General features: G+C 62.3%; 18 protein-coding genes. 10 read left to right on the forward strand and 8 right to left on the reverse strand.

The genetic code is table 11. The features are described 5' to 3' along the window. Positions 1-177 precede the first annotated feature (177 nt). Positions 178-2,316 (forward strand): catalase HPII, encoded by a 2,139-nt coding sequence (gene katE, locus ABM562_RS05620; protein ID WP_460421109.1) that lies wholly within the window; start codon positions 178-180, stop codon positions 2,314-2,316. A 36-nt stretch (positions 2,317-2,352) separates the two neighbouring features. On the opposite strand, the gene ABM562_RS05625 is transcribed toward katE, so the two are convergent. The 4 genes from ABM562_RS05625 to zur form a co-directional block, all read right to left on the reverse strand. Further along, complete coding sequence (locus tag ABM562_RS05625; protein ID WP_460421111.1) at positions 2,353-3,066, reverse strand: PA5502 family lipoprotein; 714 nt, start codon at positions 3,064-3,066, stop codon at positions 2,353-2,355. A gap of 131 nt (positions 3,067-3,197) precedes the next feature. Continuing rightward, the gene (znuB, locus tag ABM562_RS05630; RefSeq protein WP_038997827.1) at positions 3,198-3,980 is read right to left on the reverse strand and encodes a zinc ABC transporter permease subunit ZnuB; all 783 of its coding nucleotides are present in this window, start codon (positions 3,978-3,980) and stop codon (positions 3,198-3,200) included. Further along, positions 3,973-4,752, reverse strand: a complete 780-nt coding sequence (gene znuC, locus ABM562_RS05635) for a zinc ABC transporter ATP-binding protein ZnuC (protein WP_115084451.1) — start codon at positions 4,750-4,752, stop codon at positions 3,973-3,975. Before znuC ends, znuB begins: the two co-directional genes overlap by 8 nt. Beyond that, entirely contained in the window at positions 4,752-5,234 is a 483-nt protein-coding gene (zur, locus tag ABM562_RS05640) for a zinc uptake transcriptional repressor Zur (protein WP_115084449.1), read from the reverse strand. The genes znuC and zur overlap by 1 nt, the downstream gene beginning before the upstream one ends. Before the next feature lie 66 nt (positions 5,235-5,300). On the opposite strand from zur, the gene znuA reads away from it, so the two are divergent. Continuing rightward, entirely contained in the window at positions 5,301-6,239 is a 939-nt protein-coding gene (znuA, locus tag ABM562_RS05645) for a zinc ABC transporter substrate-binding protein ZnuA (protein WP_460421114.1), read from the forward strand. A gap of 63 nt (positions 6,240-6,302) precedes the next feature. Here znuA and ABM562_RS05650 read toward each other — a convergent pair whose 3' ends face one another. Both ABM562_RS05650 and ABM562_RS05655 read right to left on the reverse strand, forming a co-directional pair. Then, complete coding sequence (locus ABM562_RS05650; protein WP_115084993.1) at positions 6,303-7,253, reverse strand: homoserine kinase; 951 nt, start codon at positions 7,251-7,253, stop codon at positions 6,303-6,305. Positions 7,254-7,317: 64 nt separating this feature from the next. Continuing rightward, positions 7,318-7,605, reverse strand: a complete 288-nt coding sequence (locus ABM562_RS05655; protein WP_115084447.1) for a DUF2782 domain-containing protein — start codon at positions 7,603-7,605, stop codon at positions 7,318-7,320. A gap of 74 nt (positions 7,606-7,679) precedes the next feature. Here ABM562_RS05655 and polA point away from each other — a divergent pair, with 74 nt between their 5' ends. Next, positions 7,680-10,442 carry a DNA polymerase I gene (polA, locus tag ABM562_RS05660; protein WP_233673881.1) on the forward strand — a complete coding sequence of 921 codons (2,763 nt, stop codon included), beginning with the start codon at positions 7,680-7,682 and terminating at the stop codon, positions 10,440-10,442. 303 nt (positions 10,443-10,745) lie between these two features. On the opposite strand, the gene yihA is transcribed toward polA, so the two are convergent. After that, positions 10,746-11,378, reverse strand: a complete 633-nt coding sequence (gene yihA / locus ABM562_RS05665; RefSeq protein WP_115084443.1) for a ribosome biogenesis GTP-binding protein YihA/YsxC — start codon at positions 11,376-11,378, stop codon at positions 10,746-10,748. Positions 11,379-11,571: 193 nt separating this feature from the next. Here yihA and ABM562_RS05670 point away from each other — a divergent pair, with 193 nt between their 5' ends. The 7 genes from ABM562_RS05670 to ABM562_RS05700 all read left to right on the forward strand — a co-directional run bounded on the left by ABM562_RS05670 (position 11,572) and on the right by ABM562_RS05700 (position 18,769). Continuing rightward, positions 11,572-11,874 (forward strand): c-type cytochrome, encoded by a 303-nt coding sequence (locus ABM562_RS05670; RefSeq protein WP_038997819.1) that lies wholly within the window; start codon positions 11,572-11,574, stop codon positions 11,872-11,874. 33 nt (positions 11,875-11,907) lie between these two features. Next, positions 11,908-12,525 (forward strand): c-type cytochrome, encoded by a 618-nt coding sequence (locus ABM562_RS05675; protein WP_045200661.1) that lies wholly within the window; start codon positions 11,908-11,910, stop codon positions 12,523-12,525. A gap of 167 nt (positions 12,526-12,692) precedes the next feature. Next, positions 12,693-13,322, forward strand: coding sequence for a thiol:disulfide interchange protein DsbA (dsbA, locus tag ABM562_RS05680; RefSeq protein ID WP_115084442.1), 630 nt, complete (start codon positions 12,693-12,695; stop codon positions 13,320-13,322). A 12-nt stretch (positions 13,323-13,334) separates the two neighbouring features. Next, positions 13,335-14,189, forward strand: a complete 855-nt coding sequence (locus ABM562_RS05685; protein WP_460421118.1) for an endonuclease/exonuclease/phosphatase family protein — start codon at positions 13,335-13,337, stop codon at positions 14,187-14,189. Between the two features lie 27 nt (positions 14,190-14,216). Beyond that, positions 14,217-16,235, forward strand: a complete 2,019-nt coding sequence (locus ABM562_RS05690; protein ID WP_134065324.1) for a GGDEF domain-containing protein — start codon at positions 14,217-14,219, stop codon at positions 16,233-16,235. A gap of 62 nt (positions 16,236-16,297) precedes the next feature. Beyond that, a complete protein-coding gene (locus ABM562_RS05695) occupies positions 16,298-17,074 on the forward strand; it encodes an N-acetylmuramoyl-L-alanine amidase (RefSeq protein ID WP_115084439.1) in 777 nt (258 codons plus the stop codon). 75 nt (positions 17,075-17,149) lie between these two features. Further along, positions 17,150-18,769 (forward strand): EAL domain-containing protein, encoded by a 1,620-nt coding sequence (locus ABM562_RS05700; RefSeq protein WP_115084438.1) that lies wholly within the window; start codon positions 17,150-17,152, stop codon positions 18,767-18,769. Between the two features lie 12 nt (positions 18,770-18,781). Here the strand turns inward: ABM562_RS05700 and ABM562_RS05705 are convergent, their stop codons facing one another. Continuing rightward, positions 18,782-20,557, reverse strand: coding sequence for a KinB sensor domain-containing domain (locus ABM562_RS05705; protein WP_115084992.1), 1,776 nt, complete (start codon positions 20,555-20,557; stop codon positions 18,782-18,784). Between the last annotated feature and the right edge of the window lie 4 nt (positions 20,558-20,561).

The raw sequence follows: 20,561 nt of genomic DNA on the forward strand, positions 1-20,561 counted from the left end.
ATTTTAGCCTGTTCGTATAGAGGTTCTTAGCATTTATTTCGCAATTGACCAATGCTACTGGAATAACGCGATCAGTGGTCAATCCGAAGGAACGCCTGCACAAGCCATCAGTCCCTACTGAATAGGGCCCACCGTGGGGTCGAACCGCAGGACTGATCGAGTGAGGAGAGCACACTGATGCCCAGCAAGAAGAACCCGCCCAAGGAAAGCCAACTCGCCGGTACCCAGACCCCCGACCGGGCCAATACCAACGCCAAGCTGCAAAGCCTGGAGGTGTTTCGCAGTGACGCCACCGGCCAGGCCCTGCGCACTAATCAGGGGGTCAAGGTTGCCGACAACCAGAACACCCTCAAGGCTGGCGACCGTGGCCCGTCGCTGCTTGAAGACTTCATCATGCGTGAGAAGATCACGCATTTTGACCACGAGCGCATCCCTGAACGCATCGTGCATGCCCGCGGTACCGGGGCCCATGGTTACTTCCAGGCCTACGAATCTCATGCCGCCTTGACCAAGGCCGGCTTCCTACAGGACCCGGAGAAAATTACCCCGGTGTTCGTGCGTTTTTCCACCGTTCAGGGCCCACGGGGTTCTGGTGATACCGTGCGTGATGTGCGCGGTTTTGCCGTCAAATTCTTTACCGATGAAGGCAACTTCGACCTGGTGGGCAACAACATGCCGGTGTTCTTCATTCAGGATGCCATCAAGTTTCCCGACTTCGTCCATGCGGTGAAGCCTGAGCCGCACAACGAAATTCCCACCGGAGGCTCGGCCCACGACACTTTCTGGGACTTCGTTTCGCTGGTGCCGGAGTCAGCGCACATGGTGATCTGGGCGATGTCCGACCGCGCCATTCCGAAAAGCCTGCGGACCATGCAGGGTTTCGGTGTGCACACCTTTCGACTGATCAATGCCGAAGGCAAGTCAAGCTTCGTCAAATTCCATTGGAAGCCCAAGGCTGGTGTATGTTCGCTGCTCTGGGACGAAGCGCAGAAGCTGGCGGGTAAAGATACCGACTACCACCGCCGCGACCTCTGGGAAGCGATCGAAACCGGCAATTACCCGGAATGGGAGTTCGGCGTGCAGATCGTTGCTGAAGAAGACGAGCACACGTTCGACTTCGACCTGCTCGACCCGACCAAGATCATCCCCGAAGAGCTGGTGCCGGTTACGCCGCTGGGCAAGATGGTGCTCAACCGCAACCCGGACAATTTCTTTGCCGAAACCGAACAGGTTGCCTTCTGCCCCGGGCATATCGTTCCCGGCATTGATTTTTCCAACGACCCGCTGCTGCAGGGCCGTTTGTTTTCCTACACCGATACCCAGATCAGCCGGCTCGGCGGGCCGAACTTCCACGAGATACCGATCAACCGCCCGCTGGCGCCCAACCACAACGGTCAGCGTGATGCATTGCACCGGACCACCGTGGACAAGGGCCGCACTTCCTATGAACCCAACTCGATCGACGGCGGTTGGCCCAAGGAGACCGCGCCAGCAGCCAGCGATGGCGGCTTCGAGTCGTACCCGGAACGCATCGAAGCGCACAAGGTGCGCCAGCGCAGCCCGTCGTTTGCCGACCACTTCTCCCAGGCACGGCTGTTCTTCCAGAGCATGAGCCCGACCGAGCAGGAACACATCGTCAGTGCCTACAGCTTCGAGCTGGGCAAGGTTGAGCGTGAGTTCATCCGCGCCCGCGAGGTCAACGAGATCCTCGCCAACATCGACCTCAAGCTGGCCGCGCGCGTGGCGGCGAACCTGGGCCTGCCGGCGCCGAAGAAAGGCACGGTGGATGTGCCTGCGCCAAGCCTCAAGGAGTCCCCTGCCCTGAGTCAGATGAACCTGCTGGGCGAAGGCATCAAGGGCCGCAAGGTCGCAGTGCTGGTGGCCGATGGGGTGGATGCCGCCAGTGTCGATGGCCTGGTCAAGGCGCTGGAAGCCGAGAGCGCACAGATCAAGGTACTTGGCCCTACTTCGGCACCGGTCAAGACCGCCCAGGGCAAGCCGTTGGCAGTGGATGCTTCGATGCAAGGCATGCCTTCGGTGATTTTCGATGCAGTCTGGGTGCCGGGCGGCAAGGCCTCACTGCAGGCCCTGGCGGGTGATGGTGTAGCGGTGCACTTCCTGCTCGAAGCCTACAAGCACCTCAAGCCGATCGGCTTGGCCAGCGAGGCGCAAGCCGTGCTCGACAAACTGGGGCTCAAGGTCGACAGCGGTTTGCTGCTAGGCAACGATGACAAAGATTACAAGGCCTTCATCACTGCAATCAGCAAGCATCGGGTGTGGGCGCGTGAGGCTGCAGCGAAAGCCATTCCGGCTTGAGGCAGGAACCGGGTGCCCGCCTGGGCACCCTTTTTGTTACGGGCGGCGCGGGATCAACACCGCCTGGGCAGGCTGGTTGCGATGAATCTCGTGGCTTTGCTGCAAGGCAAACTCACTGTCGAGTTTTTTCACCCGTTTGCCCAGCAGGGTTTGCAGCCAGGGCGCGTCCTGCTTACGCGGAACCTGGAACACCACCTCGCACTGGTAATTGACCACATCGGTGGCGATGTCATCCAGTTGCTTGCGCATTTCGCGAATATTCGTGGTTTTCAATGCAACGACCGTGTTGGGTGCGGTCGGGTCGATCAGTTTGGCGGCCGGGCGGGCTTCGGCGGCCTTCAGGGCAGCCTCGGCTTTATCGAGCTCGGCCTTGCGCGCCTGGGCGATAGCGCCGTTGACACCACCGGTCAGCGCTGGTGCCTTGGGCATCAGCGCGCGGGCGCGGGCCAATGCGGTGGCAGCCGCATTCACATCACCCTTTTGCAGGACGATCTGGCTGCGTTGCAGATAGGCTTCGGCCAGCTGACGCTGGTATTGCTCGATCCGGCTGTCATTTGGCGCTTGGCTTTGCAGGGTGGCGAGTTGATCTTCGGCAGTGGCCAGCTCGCTGCTGGCGATGCTTTGCTCCAGCTGCTGCCAGGCATCAGGCTGGGCAGGCACGGCGGCGTTGTCGGCCGGGGTGCTGGAGCACGCGGCGAGGATCAGCGAAAACGCGGCAAGGAGCAGATAACGGGAGGCGAACGGCTTCATTCCTGCGACTCTCTATTTGCGCAAAAAGCGAGCAAGTCTACACCCAGTCCGCAGACTCGAAAATAACTCTTCAGGACCCTGCGCGTTTTTAATGTCGCAGGGTGCAACCGCCGAGGCTGCGCCCCACGCCTTCAGCGCCGGGGCAGTGCCAGGCTTAGCAAGAATAGCACTGCGGCGCAGACCACGATGGACGGCCCGGCCGGGGTGTCCTTGAACCACGATAGCGCCAGCCCTCCGCAAACCGCAGTCACCCCCAACAGGCTGGCGCCCAGGGCCATCTGTTCCGGCGAGCGAGCGTGACGTTGCGCCGCAGCGGCGGGAATGATCAATAGCGAAGTGATCAGCAGCACGCCGACGATCTTCATCGCCACGGCGATCACTACCGCGATCAGCAGCATCAGCGCCAGGCGCAGCGCGGCGACAGGCAAGCCTTCGACCATGGCCAGTTCTTCATGCACGGTGACCGCCAGCAGCGGGCGCCACAGCACCACCAGCAACAGCAGCACTGCGGCGCTGCCGCCGAGAATCCAGGCCAGATCCCCCGGGCTGATCGCCAGCAGGTCGCCAAACAGGTAGGCCATGAGGTCGATGCGCACATCGTGCATGAAGCTCAGTACCACCAGGCCAAGGGAAAGCGTGCTGGGCGCAAGAATCCCCAGCAGGGTGTCCGAGGCCAGCGGCTGACGCTGTTGCAGGGTCACCAGCAGGATAGCCAGCAACAGACAGCCGACGGTTACCGCCAGGGCCGGGCTGACATCCAGCACAAAGCCCAAGGCGACGCCGAGTAGCGCGGCATGGGACAGGGTGTCGCCAAAATAGGCCATGCGCCGCCAGACCACGAAGGACCCCAGAGGGCCTGCGACCAGTGCCAGTGCCAAACCTGCGAGCAGGGCGTAAAGCAGAAAATCAGCCATGCTTGCAGTGATCTCCGTGGACATGGCCGCCTTTGGCCGGGGTAACCACCGAGCCGTGCAGGTCGTGGGCGTGGTCGTGGTGGTGGTGATAGATCGCCAGACTCGGCGCGTTGCTGCCGAACAGCTCAACGAAAGCCGGGTCGCCGCTGACCTGCTCCGGATGGCCGGAACAGCAGACGTGACGGTTCAGACAGACCACCTGGTCGGTGGTGCTCATGACCAGGTGCAGGTCGTGGGAAACCATCAGCACGCCGCAGCCATGACGGTCGCGCAGGCGGGTAATCAGGCTGTACAGCTCGGACTGGCCGGCGACGTCGACGCCTTGCACCGGTTCGTCGAGTACCAGCAGTTCAGGTTCGCGCAGCAACGCCCGGGCCAGCAATACACGCTGCATCTCACCGCCGGAAATGCCCTGGATCGGGCTGTCGATGACCTGTTCGGCGCCGACTTCCTTCAATGCCGACAGCGCCGCCGCGCGGTCAACGCCGGGTACCAGGCGCAAAAAACGCAGGACCGAAAGCGGCAAGGTGGCATCGACCTGAAGCTTTTGCGGCATGTAGCCGATGCGCAGCCGTGGCTTGCGCCAGACCTTGCCGGTATGCGGCTTGAGCAGGCCCAGCACGGCGCGCACCAAGGTGGTTTTGCCGGCACCATTGGGGCCGATCAGGGTGACGATCTGTCCGGGCTCCACGGCCAGGTCGATGCTGTCGAGTACCGCCTGGCCGGCGAAGCTCACGCCCACCTGTTCGAGGCGAATCAGCGCATTGCTCATCAGGCGCTCCGGCAGTTGCCGCACAGGCCAACCACTTCGACCGTCTGTGCTTCGACACTGAAACCGACCTCTTTGGCGCTGGCGACGATGGCGTCGCTGATGCTGCTTTGCTCAAGCTCGATGGCCACGTGGCATTCGCGGCAGATCAGGAACTGCCCCTGGTGCGCATGCTCGGGGTGACTGCAGCCGATAAAGGCGTTGAGCGAGGCAATGCGGTGCACCAGGCTGTTTTCCAGGAGGAAATCCAGCGCCCGGTACACGGTGGGCGGCGCCGCCCGGCGACCGTCCTGCTCGCTCAGCACGGCAAGGATGTCGTAGGCACCCAGCGGCTTGTGGCTCTGCCATACCAGCTCCAGCACGCGCCGGCGCAAGGCGGTCAGGCGCACACCCTGGCGTGCGCACAGCGCATCGGCCTCGGCCAGGGCGCTGTGCACGCAATGGGAGTGGTCGTGGGGGCGGTTGGCCAGCGGGGTTTTAGGCATGAGCGGCGACGGTTCTGATTGGAGACGTTATTATGTTACCTGTTTCAGCCCCTGTGAGTGGTCATCGTGTCCCGAATTTTTGCCCTTTTTGTCGCTTTTATCGCCACCTTGGCGATGGCCCAGGCACAGGCCGAAGTGCGTGTGCTGACCAGCATCAAGCCCCTGCAACAGATCGCTGCAGCGGTTCAGGACGGCGTCGGCACCCCTGAAGTGCTGCTGCCGCCAGGCGCCTCGCCGCACCATTACGCCCTGCGTCCTTCCGACGTACGGCGCGTGGGTGATGTCGAGTTGCTGTACTGGATCGGCCCGGACATGGAAGGCTTCCTGCCTCGTGTGCTCAAGACCCGCAGCAAGCCAAGCGTCGCCGTGCAGGACCTGCCTGGCCTGCACCTGCGCCACTTTGGCGAAGATAGCCACTCCCACGACGAAGATGGCCACTCCCACGACGAAGATGGCGACGATCATGACCACGATCACCGCCCCGGCAGCCTCGATGCACACCTGTGGCTGTCGTCGGTCAACGCCCGGGTGATTGCGGCGAAGATGGCGGCTGACCTCAGCGCTGCCGACCCTGCCAACGCGGCGCGCTACCAGAGCAACCTCAAGGCCTTTGGCGAGCGCCTGGATACACTCGACCTGCGCCTGCAAAAGCGTATGGCGGGTATCAGCGGCAAACCGTTTTTTGTCTTCCATGAAGCTTTCGATTACTTCGAATCGGCCTATGGCCTGAAACACACCGGGGTGTTCAGCGTGGCTGCGCAAGTGCAGCCAGGTGCTCAGCACGTGGCGGCGATGCGCAAGCGTCTGCAGGAAGTGGGCAAGACCTGTGTGTTCAGCGAGCCGCCACTGCGGCCACGGCTGGCCGAAACGCTGACGGCGGGGCTGCCGGTGACCCTGGCTGAGCTGGATGCGCTGGGCGGGACCGCGCCAGCCAGTGCCCAGGGCTATGAGCAGTTGCTGGAGACGCTGGGGAATGATCTGGCGGGGTGCCTGGAGAAGTTGTGACGCCCTGATCGCGGGGCAAGCCCGCTCCAACCTATTGTAGGAGCGGGCTTGCCCCGCGATGTTTCACAACGCAAACGGCAAAGCGATTTCCACCTGCTGCCGCGCCGCCAGGCGCACTTCAAAGTCCGCCGGATCGTGAATCAGCACGTCCATCCCGGCAAACGACTCGGCAGCAATCAAGCGCGACAGCCAGAAGCGCACGCAGGCAATGCGCAACATCACCGGCCACAGGTTGGCCTCGGCCGAAGTGAACGGCCGCAGCGCCGCATAAGCCCCCAGCAACGCCCGCGCCCGCGGGCCGTCGATGAGCCCGGCATCATCGCAGCACCAGTCGTTCAGGGTGATCGCCAGGTCGTAGAGCATCGGCCCCGAGCAGGCGTTGTAGAAGTCGATCAGGCCGGTCAGGTGGGTGCCTTCGAACAGCACGTTGTCGCGGAACAGGTCGGCATGCAGGTTGGCCCGGGGCAGCGCCATGATCTGCGCCTTGTGCTCGCCCACCTCGTCCAGGCAAGCCTGCAGCAGCTGGCGTTGTCCGGCGTTCAGGCGCGGCATAAGTTCGGCGCCGGTTTCCAGCATCCAGTCCAGGCCGCGGTCGGTCTTGCGCTCCAGGACCTTGTCACGGGTGGCCAGGTGCAGGTGCCCGAGCAACTCGCCCACCTGCACGCAGTGCTGATTGTTGGCGGTCTTGATGTGTTTGCCCGGCAGCCGTGGCTGCAGCAGCGCAGGCTTGCCGGCCAGCTCTCGCAGGGCCACGCCGTCGTTGCCACGCAAGGCGTACGGTACCGGCAGGTCGGCCTCATGCAGCACATCGAGCAGTTCGATGAAGAACGGCAGGTCCTGGATCGGCCCGCGTTCGACCAGCGTCAGCACGTACTCCCCTTGTTCCAGGCTGACAAAGAAGTTGCTGTTCTCGGTACCGGCGGCAATGCCCTGGAAGTCCCGCAGGCGGCCCAGGCCGTACGGCGCCAGAAAGGTTTCCAGCTCAGGCCGGGTCAGGGGGGTGAAGACTGACATGATCAAAAATTGCCCATACGGGCACTTCAGCAGGGAAGTGCCAGGTTGATGTAAAGGGTACGGCTTACCACTCGAAGATTTTCCACGACGGGATCAGCATGTCCGGTTGGTCGGAGCGGATGAAATTGCCCTCCGAACCATCAGCGCGTACCAGGAAGTAAGGTTTGCCGCCTTTCGGGGTCACCTTGATTGCATACAGGAAGCCATTTTGCCGGTATTCCTGGATGGTTTTGTCGCCTTCCGTGCGAATGGTTACATCCGGATCAGCCGATGGCGCGTCGTCCGCTGCCAGGGTGACGACCGGAGTGACTGCCAACAGGCTGAGCAGCAACAGGCGATTTAGTGTACGCATGATAACCTTGTCCCTTTGTCGTCAATGTTCCGGACATTCTAGCGCCGGGCCCGTCGAAAAGGTTGATTCTGCACATGAGCCAAGCTCCCCTCGTCCTGGTGGACGGTTCCTCGTACCTGTACCGCGCCTTTCACGCGCTGCCACCACTGACTACCTCCAAGGGCCTGCCAACCGGCGCGGTCAAGGGCGTGCTGAACATGCTCAAGAGCCTGCGCAAGCAGTATCCGGACAGCCTGTTCGCGGTGGTCTTCGACGCCAAGGGCGGCACCTTCCGCGACGAAATGTTCGCCGAGTACAAGGCCAACCGGCCGAGCATGCCCGACGACCTGCGGGTGCAGATCGAGCCGTTGCACGCCAGCGTGCGTGCCCTGGGCTACCCGCTGCTGTGCGTCGAAGGCGTGGAAGCCGACGACGTTATCGGCACCTTGGCGCGCAGCAGCGCTGCTGCCGGGCGTCCGGTGATCATCTCCACCGGCGACAAGGACATGGCGCAGCTGGTCGACGGCCACATTACGCTGGTCAACACCATGACCGGTAGCGTGCTCGACGTGGCTGGCGTGCACGAGAAATTTGGCGTCGGTCCTGAGCACATCATCGATTTCCTCGCCCTGATGGGCGACAAGGTCGACAACATCCCGGGTGTACCGGGGGTAGGCGAAAAGACCGCGGTGGGCCTGCTGACCGGTATCGGCGGCGGCCTGAGCGACCTTTACCAGAACCTCGACAAGGTTCCGGCCCTGGCCATTCGCGGCGCCAAGACCCTGCCGGCGAAGCTTGAAGAGCACCGTGACGCGGCGTTCCTTTCCTATGAGCTGGCAACCATCAAGATTGACGTGCCACTGGACGTTGAAGTCGATGCGCTGGTCTGCGGCGAGCCAGACCGTGACGCGCTGCTGGCGCTGTATACGGAGATGGAATTCAAGAGCTGGATCGACGAAGTCCAGCGCGACGCCAAGCGCGCCGGCCAGGAGGTGGTGGTCGAAGCGCCGCAGGAAGTGGTCGAGGCCCAGTACGAAACCATCCTCGACCAGGCCCGATTCGACGCTTGGCTAGAGAAGCTGCGCCAGGCGCCACTGTTCGCTTTCGACACCGAAACCACCGGGCTCGATGCCCAGCAGGCGCAACTGGTCGGCGTGTCGTTCGCGGTCCAGGCCCATGAAGGCGCTTATGTGCCGTTGACCCATTCCTACATGGGCGTGCCCGAGCAGCTCGACCGCGACAGCGTGTTGCTGGCGCTCAAGCCGCTGCTGGAGGACCCGACCAAGGTCAAGGTGGCGCAGAACGCCAAGTACGACATGAACATCCTGGCCCACTGCGCCATCGGTGGCGACATTGCCAACGGCATCCAGATGCAGGGCGTGGCCTACGACACCATGCTCGAGTCCTACGTGCTCGACTCCACCGCCACCCGTCATGACATGGACAGCCTGGCGCTCAAGTACCTGAACCACACTACCATCGGCTTTACCGACATCGCCGGCAAAGGTGCCAAGCAGTTGACCTTCGACCAGATCACCCTGGAACAGGCCGGCCCCTATGCCGCGGAAGACGCCGACGTGACCCTGCGTCTGCACCAGACCCTGCAGCAGAAGCTTGCGCAGATTCCAAGCCTGCAATCGGTGCTGGCCGACATCGAGATGCCGCTGGTACCGGTACTGGCCAAGATCGAACGCCAGGGCGCGCTGGTCGATGCCAAGCTGCTGGGCGTGCAGAGTATCGAGCTGGGCGAGAAAATGGCCGAGCTGGAACGCCAGGCCTTCGAGATCGCCGGCGAGGAGTTCAACCTCGGTTCGCCCAAGCAACTGGGCGTGATCCTCTACGACAAGCTCGGTATGCCGGTGCTCAACAAGACCGCCAAGGGCCAGGCTTCCACCGCCGAAGCGGTGCTGGCGGAACTGGCCGACATGGACTTCCCGCTGCCCAAGGTGCTGATGCAGTACCGCTCCCTGAGCAAGCTCAAGAGCACGTACACCGATCGCCTGCCAGAGCAGATCAACCCCCGCACCGGGCGTATCCACACCTCCTACCATCAGGCGGTGGCGGCCACCGGGCGCCTGTCGTCCAGCGACCCGAACCTGCAGAACATCCCGATCCGTACCGCCGAAGGCCGGCGTATCCGTCAGGCCTTCGTTGCGGCCCCGGGCTACAAACTGCTGGCGGCGGACTATTCGCAGATCGAGCTGCGGATCATGGCCCATCTGGCCCAGGACGAAGGCTTGCTGCACGCCTTCCGCAACGACCTGGACGTTCACCGTGCCACCGCTGCCGAGGTATTCGGCGTTGAGCTGGAGCAGGTCACTACCGACCAGCGACGTAGCGCCAAGGCCATCAACTTCGGCCTGATCTACGGCATGAGCGCCTTCGGCCTGGCCAAGCAGATCGGCGTCGACCGTAAACAGTCCCAGGCCTACATCGATCGTTACTTCGCCCGCTACCCCGGCGTGCTGGCCTACATGGAGCGCACCCGCGCCCAGGCGGCCGAGCAAGGTTATGTCGAAACCCTGTTTGGCCGGCGCCTGTACTTGCCGGAGATCAACGCCAAGAACCCGGCCCTGCGCAAAGGCGCCGAGCGCACCGCAATCAACGCGCCGATGCAGGGCACGGCGGCCGACATCATCAAGCGCGCCATGGTCGCTGTGGATAACTGGCTGACCGATTCGGGCCTGGATGCCCGGGTAATCCTCCAGGTGCACGATGAACTGGTGCTGGAGGTGCGCGAAGACCTGGTCGAGCAGGTGCGCGAGCAAATTCGTCCACACATGAGCGGGGCTGCCCAGTTGGATGTTCCGTTGCTGGTTGAGGTCGGAGTGGGGGCAAATTGGGACGAAGCGCACTAAAAATGCGCTGAAAATCGGGGGAAAGCTGCGGCATATCGTCGCGGCTTCTGGCCTGGCTAGATGGAATCAGTGCCGGAAATTTCCCATCTATCGCAAATAGTTTTTAAACGTCCGGAACTAAACCGGTGAACCGCGACTCAGAGTAACTGAATGGCTGGTGAAGCCCTTCGATGCTCCTATGTTGTGTTAAGTGTTGGCAGATATCTGGACCCCGCCCTAGCGGTCCGGAAACTTGAACCCCGAACTTCCCCCTCCCCATACGAAGTCCGGGGTTTTTTTTGCCCGGCGTTTGCCGGGCAGCCCTTATTCGGCGGGCTTGTCCGGCAGTTCCATCCAGCGCGCCAGCACCCCGTAGGCCTCTTCCAGGCCCTGACGCTTGGGCGCCGAAAACAGCTGGATCGACACGCTGTCGCCCCAGCCTTTGCGAATTTCCGACTGAACTTTGAGCAGGGTGTTCTTGGCTGCACCGAAGGTCAGCTTGTCAGCCTTGGTCAGCAGGATGTGCATCGGCATGCCCGATGCGCGCGACCAGTCGAGCAGCATCATGTCGAAGTCGGTCATCGGATGGCGCACATCCATCATCAGGATCAAGCCCTTCAAGGCCTCGCGGCTGCCCAGGTAGGCCTCCAGGTGGCGCTGCCAGTGCTGCTTGAGCGGGATTGGCACCTTGGCATAACCGTAACCCGGCAAGTCGACCAAACGCCGTTCATCGTCCAGACTGAAGAAGTTCAACAGCTGGGTGCGCCCCGGGGTTTTCGAGGTGCGCGCCAGGCTGGCGTGGGTCAGGGTGTTCAGGGCGCTGGACTTGCCGGCGTTGGAACGGCCGGCAAAGGCCACTTCATAGCCCTGGTCGGGCGGACACTGGTCGACCTTGGCAGCACTGATGGCGAATTTGGCCTGTTGGCAGAGGCCGAGGATGGGGTTTTTGACTTGCATGGGATATCCGGTGTGGGCGTTGCCAGAGGCAGGCTCGGCAAGCGGTGTCGTTTCCGTTTCAGTAACGGGAGTATATAATGCCCCAGATTTTGTGTGCGCATTATCCCAGCGTAGGAGGATGTGCACGGGGGCATCGGATTCAAGCTTGCGCATTAGAACGCAGTGCAGCCCCCAACCCTGAAAGGTCGTTCGCATGACGAAATGGCTGCTTGTTGTCGGTGTCTTGATACCGTTATTCAGCGCTCAGGCTACACAGGATCCCGAGGCGTTGTACAACCGCACGTGTGCGGCTTGTCACGCCGGGCAGCTGCCACAGGCACCGAAAGCGGGTGATCGTGCGGCTTGGGAGCCAAGACTGGCGAAGGGTATGGAGATGCTGGTGGTGCATGTCACCCAGGGTTTCAAGGCTATGCCAATGCGTGGATTGTGCATGGACTGCAGTGCCGAGGACTACCAGGCAATCATCCAGTGGATGAGCCAAAGTCCCGATACATAACTCTTTCACCCTTAGCCGTAGTTGGATTAGCTGATGAACAAACTACTCGTGAGTCTGCTGTTGACCTTGGGCATCACCGGTGCAGCCAATGCCGCAGAGCCTATCAAAGGGGATGCCGCTGCTGGTCAGGCCAAAACTGCTGTATGTGGCGCTTGTCACAATCCGGACGGCAACAGCCTGGCGCCGAACTTCCCGAAACTTGCAGGCCAGGGTGAAAAGTACCTGGAAAAGCAATTGCATGACATCAAGTCGGGCAAGCGCACCGTGCTGGAAATGACCGGCATGCTGGCCGCCTTCAGCGACCAGGACCTGGCGGATATCGCCGCTTACTTCTCCAGCCAGAAAGGCAGTGTCGGCGCGGCTGATCCGAAGCTGGTCGAGCGTGGCCGCGCTCTGTTCAACGGCGGCGACGTCGAGAAAGGCCTGCCGGCCTGCACCGGCTGCCACTCGCCTAACGGCGCAGGCATTGCCCTGGCCGGCTTCCCGCACCTGGGTGGCCAGCACTCCAGCTACGTAGCCAAGCAGTTGACCGACTTCCGCGAAGGCAACCGTACCAACGATGGCGACGCCACCACCATGCGCACCATCGCTGCCAAGCTGAGCAACAAGGACATCGAAGCGCTGTCCAGCTACATCCAGGGTCTGCACTGATCCGCGCTTTAACGCTGGGTTAATACTGCGGCGCAAAGATGAAAAGGGTGGCTTCGGCCGCCCTTTTTTGTGCCCGCTGCCGTTACACTAACGAACTCGGGCCTGCCTCGACCTGTCCTGCGACCGGTCGCGCCAAGGCGACTCAATAGACTGCTCAGGAGTAAAGCATGCGTAATCTGATTCTCGGCGCCGCGCTGGTCACCGCCAGCCTCTTCGGCATGACTGCCCAGGCGGCAGAACCGGTACCCTCCGACCGGTATACCGAGCTGCAGAACCCGGTTCCGGTGTCGGTACCTGGCAAGATCGAAGTGGTCGAACTGTTTTGGTATGGCTGCCCGCACTGCTACAGCTTCGAGCCGGTGGTCAATCCATGGGTCGAGAAGCTGCCCGAGGACGTCAATTTCAAGCGGATCCCGGCGATGTTCGGTGGCCCTTGGGATGCCCACGGCCAGATGTTCCTGACCCTCGAAGCCATGGGTGTTGAACACAAGGTTCACGCTGCGGTGTTCGAAGCCATTCAGGTTCAGCGCAAGCACCTGACCAAGCCTGAAGAGATGGCTGACTTCCTCGCCACTCAAGGTGTTGATCGCGACAAGTTCCTCGCCACCTTCAACTCCTTTGCCATCAAGGGCCAAGTGAAGCAGGCCAAAGATCTGGCCCAGAAGTACGGCATCACCGGCGTACCGAGCATGGTTGTCAACGGCAAGTACCGCTTTGACCTGGGCACCGCCAAAGGTCCGCAGGGCGTGCTGAATGTCGCTGACTACCTGATCGCCAAGGAGCGCGCCGCTAAGTAAGCGGCGCCAGCCATGCGCCGCTGGAGAACCGAGCGTGGCGTTGGCCTGCATGATCCGCAGGTCAACGAACATCACTTGCAGGCCAACGGCCTGCCAGAGGATGGCCGGCTGCGGCTGCTCAGTTTCAACATCCAGGTCGGCATCAGCACCGAGCGTTACCGCCATTACCTGACTCGTGGCTGGCAGCACTTGCTGCCGCACACCGGGCGGGCCGGCAACCTGCAGAAAATCGGCGACCTGCTCGCCGATTTCGACCTGGTCGCCTTGCAGGAGGCCGACGGCGGCAGCCTGCGCTCGGGCTACGTCAACCAGGTCGAGCACCTGGCCCAGCTCGGTGCTTTCCCTTACTGGTACCAGCAGCTCAACCGCAACCTCGGTCGTCTGGCCCAGCACAGCAATGGCGTGCTCAGCCGCCTGAAGCCGCAACTGCTCGAAGATCACCCGTTGCCGGGCCCTGTCGGGCGTGGGGCAATCCTGGTGCGTTTCGGCGAGGGTGAAGACGCCCTGGTCGTGGTGATGATGCACCTGGCCCTTGGCTCCAAGACCCGAGCCCGGCAGCTTGCCTACATTCGCGAACTGATCGGCGGCTACCGCCATCAGGTACTGATGGGTGACATGAACACCCATGCCACCGACCTGCTCGAACACTCGCCGCTGCGCGATCTGGGCCTGATCGCGCCCCAGATTCAAGCCACCTTCCCCAGCTGGCGGCCACAGCGCTGCCTTGATCATATTCTGCTCAGCCCGAGCCTGACCCTGGAGCGGGTCGAGGTTCTGGCCCAGCCTATTTCCGATCATCTTCCGGTCGCGGTTGAGATTCGTTTGCCTGATGCCCTTGCTGTGGATACGCTGCCCGCTTTGAGCTAATTGCCATTACCCTCTGCGGACCCAGGCATGACCGACGAAGCCCAGCGCTGGAAAGAGAAATACCTCAAGAGTATCGAGCAGCAAGAGAAGCTGGAGCGCCGTTGGGAGGCCCGTCTCGACCTGTTGCGCCGTGGTCTTGTGCGCAGCACGCTGGCCGCTGAAGGCAGCGACCGCGCGGTGGACCAGTGCATGAAGGAAATGCGCGAGGTGATCCGCACCGACAACATGGACGCCGCCCTCGCCGGCTTGATCCCGCGCCTGGAAAAGGCCGTGCTCGATTCCGAGCAGCGCCGGGAAACCCGTATCGCTCAGGTCACCACTGCCCTCGCCTCGCTGGTCAGCCAGTTGCAGACCCTGCCCTTGCCCAGCGACGTCAGCCGACCGCTGAAAAAATTCGCCAAGCAGGTCGAGGCCCGCGCCAGCCAATCCCGGGAAATGCCCCTGCTGCTGGGCGAGTTGAGCGGCTTGCAGGGCCAAGCACTGCTGGCGCTGGAGCGGCCTGAAGAGGCGCATCGGCCCGGCTTGCTGCAGCGTTTGTTCGGAAACCGCGAAGCCGAAGCAGAAGCCGAAGCCTTGCAACCGGCGCTCGCAGGAACAGCAGTGGCTGTACCTGAGGCTAGAGAGCAGCTTGCGCCGATGCCGCAAGCTGTTGTGGAAACTGCACCGCAAGAGCCCGTCGATATCGATGAGTTGCAGCCCTTGTCGGCTGCTCAAGCGCTTGTGCCCGAGGCGTTCGAGCCCGCAACGGTCGAGGCTGAAGCTAACGAAGAGCCACCGCTTACGGCTGCGCCCGAGCCCGAGCCCGAGCCAGTTCTAGAGCTGCCAACAGAGCCCGAACCCGAACTGCCAGCGCCGGTCGAGTCCATCATTTTGGACAGTGAGCAGGATGTATTGGCGCTACTCGAACATAGCCCGGACGATCCCCCCGCTCACCAGCCAGAAGCCGAGGCCGTCGACGATGAGGACGCCCAGTACGCCCTGCCCGATGGCACCGAGCCCACTTACAGCTCGGTCGCAACTCATATTGAAGAGACTCTGCTTGGCTTGCTCGACGACCTGACCCTGCCCGAACGCCACAAGGCCCAGGCGCAATCCATGCGCGAGCGCCTGGAGCACGGCCTGAACTGGTATGAGCTGCTGCCGGTGCTGGATGATCTGGCAGTGCTGATGCTGGCGATCAACGACAGTGGCCAGCACGAATTCGAAGCCTACCTGCAGCAACTCAACGAACGCCTGGAGTCATTCCAGAGCCACCTGCACGAAGCCAGCGAAGGCCATGCCGACAATACCTCGGCAGCGCGCGACCTCGACAGCCAGCTGCGTGAGCAAGTCGATGGCCTGCAAAGCAGTGTGCAGGGCGCAGCCGACTTGGGCAGTCTCAAAAACATCCTCGAAAACCGCCTCGAAGGCTTGCTCGGTACCATGGACGAGCACCAGCAACAGCGCGATCAGCGCGAGCAGGAGATGGCCAGTCGCCTGCATGGCTTGGCCGAACGGGTGGCAAGCATGGAGCAGGAAGCCCTGGGCTATCGCGAGCACCTTGAGGAGCAGCGTCAGAAAGCCCTGATCGACCCCCTCACCGGCCTGCCCAACCGCGCCGCCTGGTCGGAGCGGGTCGATCAGGAAGTGCTGGAGTGGCAAGAAAGCGGTGGCCACCTGCTAATGGCGATCCTCGATCTTGACCATTTCAAGCGTATCAACGACAGCTATGGCCACCTGGCTGGCGACAAGGTGCTGAAGATTGTCGCCAGCGTGCTGCGCAAGCGCCTGCGCAGCCGTGATTTCATCGCCCGCTTTGGTGGTGAGGAGTTCGTCTTGCTGATTCCGCAAACCTCGCTGCCTGCTGGCTGCCAACTGGCGGAAACCTTGCGCGCAGCCATTGAAGCCTGCCCGTTCCACTTCAAGGGCGAGCGGGTGACCATCACCTTGTCGATCGGTATCAGCGCATTTCGCAGCGGTGAGCGCAGCGAGGTGGTGCTCAAGCGGGCGGACGAGGCGCTGTACCGGGCGAAACATCTTGGTCGAAATCGTGTCGAACAGGGCTGAGTGGCAACATTGAGGATACGGTAAGCTTACGCTTTGCAGACTCTCATCACAGTGCCCTCTCCATGAAAGCGTTTTTCACCGCCCTCCTGCTGCTGACCCTGGCAGGTTGCGCCACTGGCCTGCGGATCGATCGCAGCCACACCTCCGCCAACCAGGACGAACGGATCCAGTTCGTCGTCCTGCATTACACCAACGCGTCGCTGGAGCGTTCCCTGGCCTTGCTGACCCACGGTGAAGTCAGCAGTCATTACCTGATTGGCGATTCACCGGCGACCGTCTATCAACTGGTCGACGAGGGCCGCCGTGCCTGGCATGCCGGCGACAGCCAGTGGGATGGCCGCACCTGGCTCAATTCCACCTCCATCGGTATCGAGATCGTCAATCCGGGTTTTACCGACACGCCAACCGGGCGGGTCTGGCAGCCGTACACCGAGGCACAGATCGAAGCGCTGATCGTCCTGCTCAAGGACATCGTCAAGCGCAACAACATCAAACCCCGCTACATCATCGGCCACAGCGATATCGCGCCGCTGCGCAAACTCGACCCGGGTCCGATGTTCCCCTGGAAGCGCCTGGCAGACGCGGGGCTTGGGGTCTGGCCGAACGCACAGGCCGTGGCCCGGCAGCAGGCGTACTTCAATGTCAATCCGCCGAGCATCACCTGGTATCAGCAGCAGTTGAAGCGCTTTGGCTATGCCATCGAGCAGACCGGCGAATACGACGTCAGCACCAAGCACGTGTTGGCAGCTTTCCAGATGCGCTTCCGCCCCCAGCGTTTCGATGGTGTGCCGGATGCACAAACAGCGGCGATGTTGCAGGTGCTCAACAGCAGTCGTTAACCGGCACCGCCCAACGGGCAGGCTGACTTGGCTGGCAGTTGCTATACCTCTTGGTATTCAACTGGATGCTTATTGATGTCAGCTGCCCTGTCCGTGCTGCGCCACCTGCTCTATCGTCCCTGGTTATTGGCCATACTCGCGGCTACGGCCAGCGCGATCCTGTTGCTCATGGCCAGCGTTGGCGTGGCCATGCACCAGATACAGCAAAGCGAAATCGAGCAGATGAACGCCAAGGGCGAGCGTTTTCTCGTGCGCCTGGAACAGATATTCGGCCAGTTGCGCGAAGGCGTCGATCAGCTTCAGGCCCAGCCTTTGCGGGGCTGCGACGCCAATATGCTAGCGGCCTTGCAGCAGGTCGGCTTCAGCTACCGTTTCGTTTATGAAGCCGCCTACGTCGATGGCACTATCGCCTGTTCCAACCGCATCGGCGAGCGCACCATCAATCCGTTACGCCCTGCCGATATCCAGGGCCCTACCTACAGCTACTGGCTCAACACCACCACCGAACCCGATGACAACCTGGCGGCGTTGATGCTTGGCCGTGGCAAATTTCTCGTCGCCACTTCCCGTGGGCACCTGACCGATGTGGTCGACCTGCCGCCGGAGGGCAGCTTGCTAGTGGTGCTGGACAACGGTGCACGTGCCGTTCCGGTACTTGGCCCGCCGCAAGTATGGCCGCCGTCAACCGACTGGCCGCCGGCCTCCAACGATTCCCTGCTGGAGCTGTCGGACCGGCTTATCTACCGTATGCCGACCAAGTCGCCGGACTATCAACTGGTGCTGATCGCCCCGCGGGCCAGCTTGCCGTTGAAGATGAACGGCATTCTCTGGCTACTGTTCCCAGGCAGCCTGGTGCTGGCTTGGTGCATTGGCTGGTTGGTGCTGCAGCTGGTTCGCCAGCGTCGCTCGATGAGCTCGGAGCTGCAGGGCGCCTTGCGCCGGGGGGAGTTGCAAGTGCTCTACCAGCCGATCTTCGAACTCACCAGCCGCCGCTGCGTGGGGGCTGAAGCCCTGGTACGCTGGCGACGGCCGGATGGCACGCTGACCAGCCCGGACTTGTTCATCCCGCTGGCGGAGAACACGGGGCAGATCCGTCAGATTACCGACTTCGTCCTGCAGCGAGTGCTGGAGCAATTGGGCCAGTTGCTGCGCGCCAATCGCCAGCTGTACATCTCGGTAAATCTTGCCGCTTGCGATGTCATGGTGCCGAGAATCGGTCGGGTAGCCGCGAGGTTGCTGGCTTTGCACCATGTGGCGGCCAGCCAGATTGCCTTCGAGGTCACCGAGCGCGGGCTGATTGATGTAGTGGTGGCCCGGGATAACCTGCAAGCCTTGCGGGCGGTGGGGCATCAGGTGTTGATCGATGATTTCGGCACCGGCTATTGCAGCCTGGCCTACCTGCAAACCCTGCCGGTCGATTGCCTGAAGATCGACAAGGCCTTTATCGATGCATTGGGCCATGACGCGGCCAGCAGCGGGGTGGCGCCGCACATCATCCGCATGGCCCACGCCCTGCAGTTGCGGGTGATTGCCGAGGGTATCGAGTACGAAGACCAAGCCTTGCTGCTGAACAGTGAAGGGGTCAATTACGGCCAGGGCTGGCTGTTCGCTCATCCGCTCAACGCCCGCCAGTTCATCGAGCTGATCACCCGCGGCCGGCGTCTCGGGCCTCGTCGCATCGACGATGAAGCCTGAGCCGCAGGTGATTCAGACCGGCAAGGCCATATAGAACTGGGTGCCCTGGCCTGGCCGCGAATACACCCCCATGCGCCCGCCGTGCAGCTGGACGATCTCCTTGCACAGCGCCAGGCCCAGGCCTGCACCGCCCTTTTTGCGCCCGACCTGGACGAAAGGCTCGAAGATCCTGCCCTGCTGGCCGTAGGCGATGCCCTCACCGTTGTCTTCGATGCTGATGATCACCCGCTCGGCGTGACGGCGTGCATGCAGACGGATGCGCCCGGCAGTCGGCGTATGGCGCACGGCGTTGTCGAGCAGGTTGTCCATGACCCGGTCCAGTTGCGCGGGGTCGGCCTGGATGCGCGGCAGGGGCGCAGTGAGTTCGACCTGCAACTCGATCTGCTTGTCGTTGGCCGCAGCGGCAAAACGCTCGCAGGCACGGCCCAGCAGTTCGTCGATGGCACAAGGGGTGAGTTCGAGCTTTTGCAGGCCGCTCTGGTAACGGGAGAAGTTCAGCAGGTCATTGATCAGCTGGTTCAGGCGCTGCATCTCTTCGCCGATGGTGTCGGACAGGTCCGCCTCCCGCGAATCAGGGGCAAAGCTCAGGCGCTCACGCAGCAGGCCGAAAGCCATGTGCATGCCGGTCACCGGCGTGCGCAGCTCATGGGAGGCACGCAGGACGAATTCACTGCGTACCCGTTCGAATGCGCGTTGTTCGGTGACATCGTGCAGCACCATCACCGCGCCGAGGATTTGCCCTTGTGGATGGCATACCGGTGTCAGGCTGTAGGAAAGCAGCCGGGATTCTTCATCTATTTCCAGGCTGAGATCATCGGGCACCCGGTCCAGGGTGCCGCCGCGCAGCACCAGGCGCAGTTGTTCGTCCAGCTCCGGGCGCTGCAGGGCATCGCCAAGCCCGGTGCCCAGGCGTGCATCTTCCCAGCCCAGCTGGCGTTGGGCGACCGGGTTGAGGTGCTCCAGATGGCCCTGGCGATCGATGATCAGCAAGCCGTCGTCGATGCTGTCGAGCACCGCTTGCAGACGCTGCTGGCCGGCCAGTACTTCGTCGATGTTGGTTGCTTGATGCTTGCGCAAGGCTTCGGCCATCAGGCCAAAGCGGCGGGTCAGCTGGTTCAGCTCCAGGGCGTGGGCGACCGGCAAGGTCACCTCGAAGTTGCCTTGGCCGATCTGGTCGGCGGCCTTGGCCAGTGCTTCGATCGGCTGGCCGACGCGGCGGGCGATGCCATGGGCTGTAACAAAACCGAGAATCAATACTGTCAGGCCAACCAGGCCGAGCAAGCCGCCAATCAGCAGGGCGCGGTCATGGGCTTTCTGCTCGCTTTCGTTGATGTGCTGCAAGGCGCGTTTATGCGATTCGACCAGATCGGCACGCAGTACGTTGAAGGCGTGGCCCAACGGTTGGTCCGCGCCCAGACTCTTGGAAGGCGAGCTACTGCTACGGTAGGCCTGGAGGAAGGCCTGGTAATCGATACTGGCTTTGGCAAAGCCCTGATCGCCAGGGCTGTCGTCGTCATGGTTGATGCCTTCGTCCAGCAGTTGCTGGAACTGCCTTTGCAGCCCTTCGAGGGCTGGTTTGTCCTGGGAGTCATCCAGCAGCAGGGTCAGTTGCTCGCCCAGGTTCTGCCGTAGCTTCAGGCCCAGGTCGAGGGTCACCGAGTTTTCCCGCACCAGCGCCTGTTGCGCGTTGGCCATCTGCAGCACGCTGACCAGGCCCAGCAGCAAGCCGAACAGCGCGACAGTGATCAGCGCTGAAATGCTGAGGAAAAGCCGCGTGCGCAGCTTCATCGCC

It is taken from the genome of Pseudomonas sp. ZL2 (assembly GCF_054788455.1).

What these genes read in the sequence shown, in the direction of transcription:
- katE (WP_460421109.1), top strand. Translation starts at nt 178, where the DNA reads ATGCCCAGCAAGAAGAACCCGCCCAAGGAAAGCCAACTCGCCGGTACC.
- ABM562_RS05625 (WP_460421111.1), bottom strand. Translation starts at nt 3,066, where the DNA reads ATGAAGCCGTTCGCCTCCCGTTATCTGCTCCTTGCCGCGTTTTCGCTG.
- znuB (WP_038997827.1), bottom strand. Translation starts at nt 3,980, where the DNA reads ATGGCTGATTTTCTGCTTTACGCCCTGCTCGCAGGTTTGGCACTGGCA.
- znuC (WP_115084451.1), bottom strand. Translation starts at nt 4,752, where the DNA reads ATGAGCAATGCGCTGATTCGCCTCGAACAGGTGGGCGTGAGCTTCGCC.
- zur (WP_115084449.1), bottom strand. Translation starts at nt 5,234, where the DNA reads ATGCCTAAAACCCCGCTGGCCAACCGCCCCCACGACCACTCCCATTGC.
- ABM562_RS05650 (WP_115084993.1), bottom strand. Translation starts at nt 7,253, where the DNA reads ATGTCAGTCTTCACCCCCCTGACCCGGCCTGAGCTGGAAACCTTTCTG.
- ABM562_RS05655 (WP_115084447.1), bottom strand. Translation starts at nt 7,605, where the DNA reads ATGCGTACACTAAATCGCCTGTTGCTGCTCAGCCTGTTGGCAGTCACT.
- polA (WP_233673881.1), top strand. Translation starts at nt 7,680, where the DNA reads ATGAGCCAAGCTCCCCTCGTCCTGGTGGACGGTTCCTCGTACCTGTAC.
- yihA (WP_115084443.1), bottom strand. Translation starts at nt 11,378, where the DNA reads ATGCAAGTCAAAAACCCCATCCTCGGCCTCTGCCAACAGGCCAAATTC.
- ABM562_RS05670 (WP_038997819.1), top strand. Translation starts at nt 11,572, where the DNA reads ATGACGAAATGGCTGCTTGTTGTCGGTGTCTTGATACCGTTATTCAGC.
- ABM562_RS05675 (WP_045200661.1), top strand. Translation starts at nt 11,908, where the DNA reads ATGAACAAACTACTCGTGAGTCTGCTGTTGACCTTGGGCATCACCGGT.
- dsbA (WP_115084442.1), top strand. Translation starts at nt 12,693, where the DNA reads ATGCGTAATCTGATTCTCGGCGCCGCGCTGGTCACCGCCAGCCTCTTC.
- ABM562_RS05685 (WP_460421118.1), top strand. Translation starts at nt 13,335, where the DNA reads ATGCGCCGCTGGAGAACCGAGCGTGGCGTTGGCCTGCATGATCCGCAG.
- ABM562_RS05690 (WP_134065324.1), top strand. Translation starts at nt 14,217, where the DNA reads ATGACCGACGAAGCCCAGCGCTGGAAAGAGAAATACCTCAAGAGTATC.
- ABM562_RS05695 (WP_115084439.1), top strand. Translation starts at nt 16,298, where the DNA reads ATGAAAGCGTTTTTCACCGCCCTCCTGCTGCTGACCCTGGCAGGTTGC.
- ABM562_RS05700 (WP_115084438.1), top strand. Translation starts at nt 17,150, where the DNA reads ATGTCAGCTGCCCTGTCCGTGCTGCGCCACCTGCTCTATCGTCCCTGG.
- ABM562_RS05705 (WP_115084992.1), bottom strand. Translation starts at nt 20,557, where the DNA reads ATGAAGCTGCGCACGCGGCTTTTCCTCAGCATTTCAGCGCTGATCACT.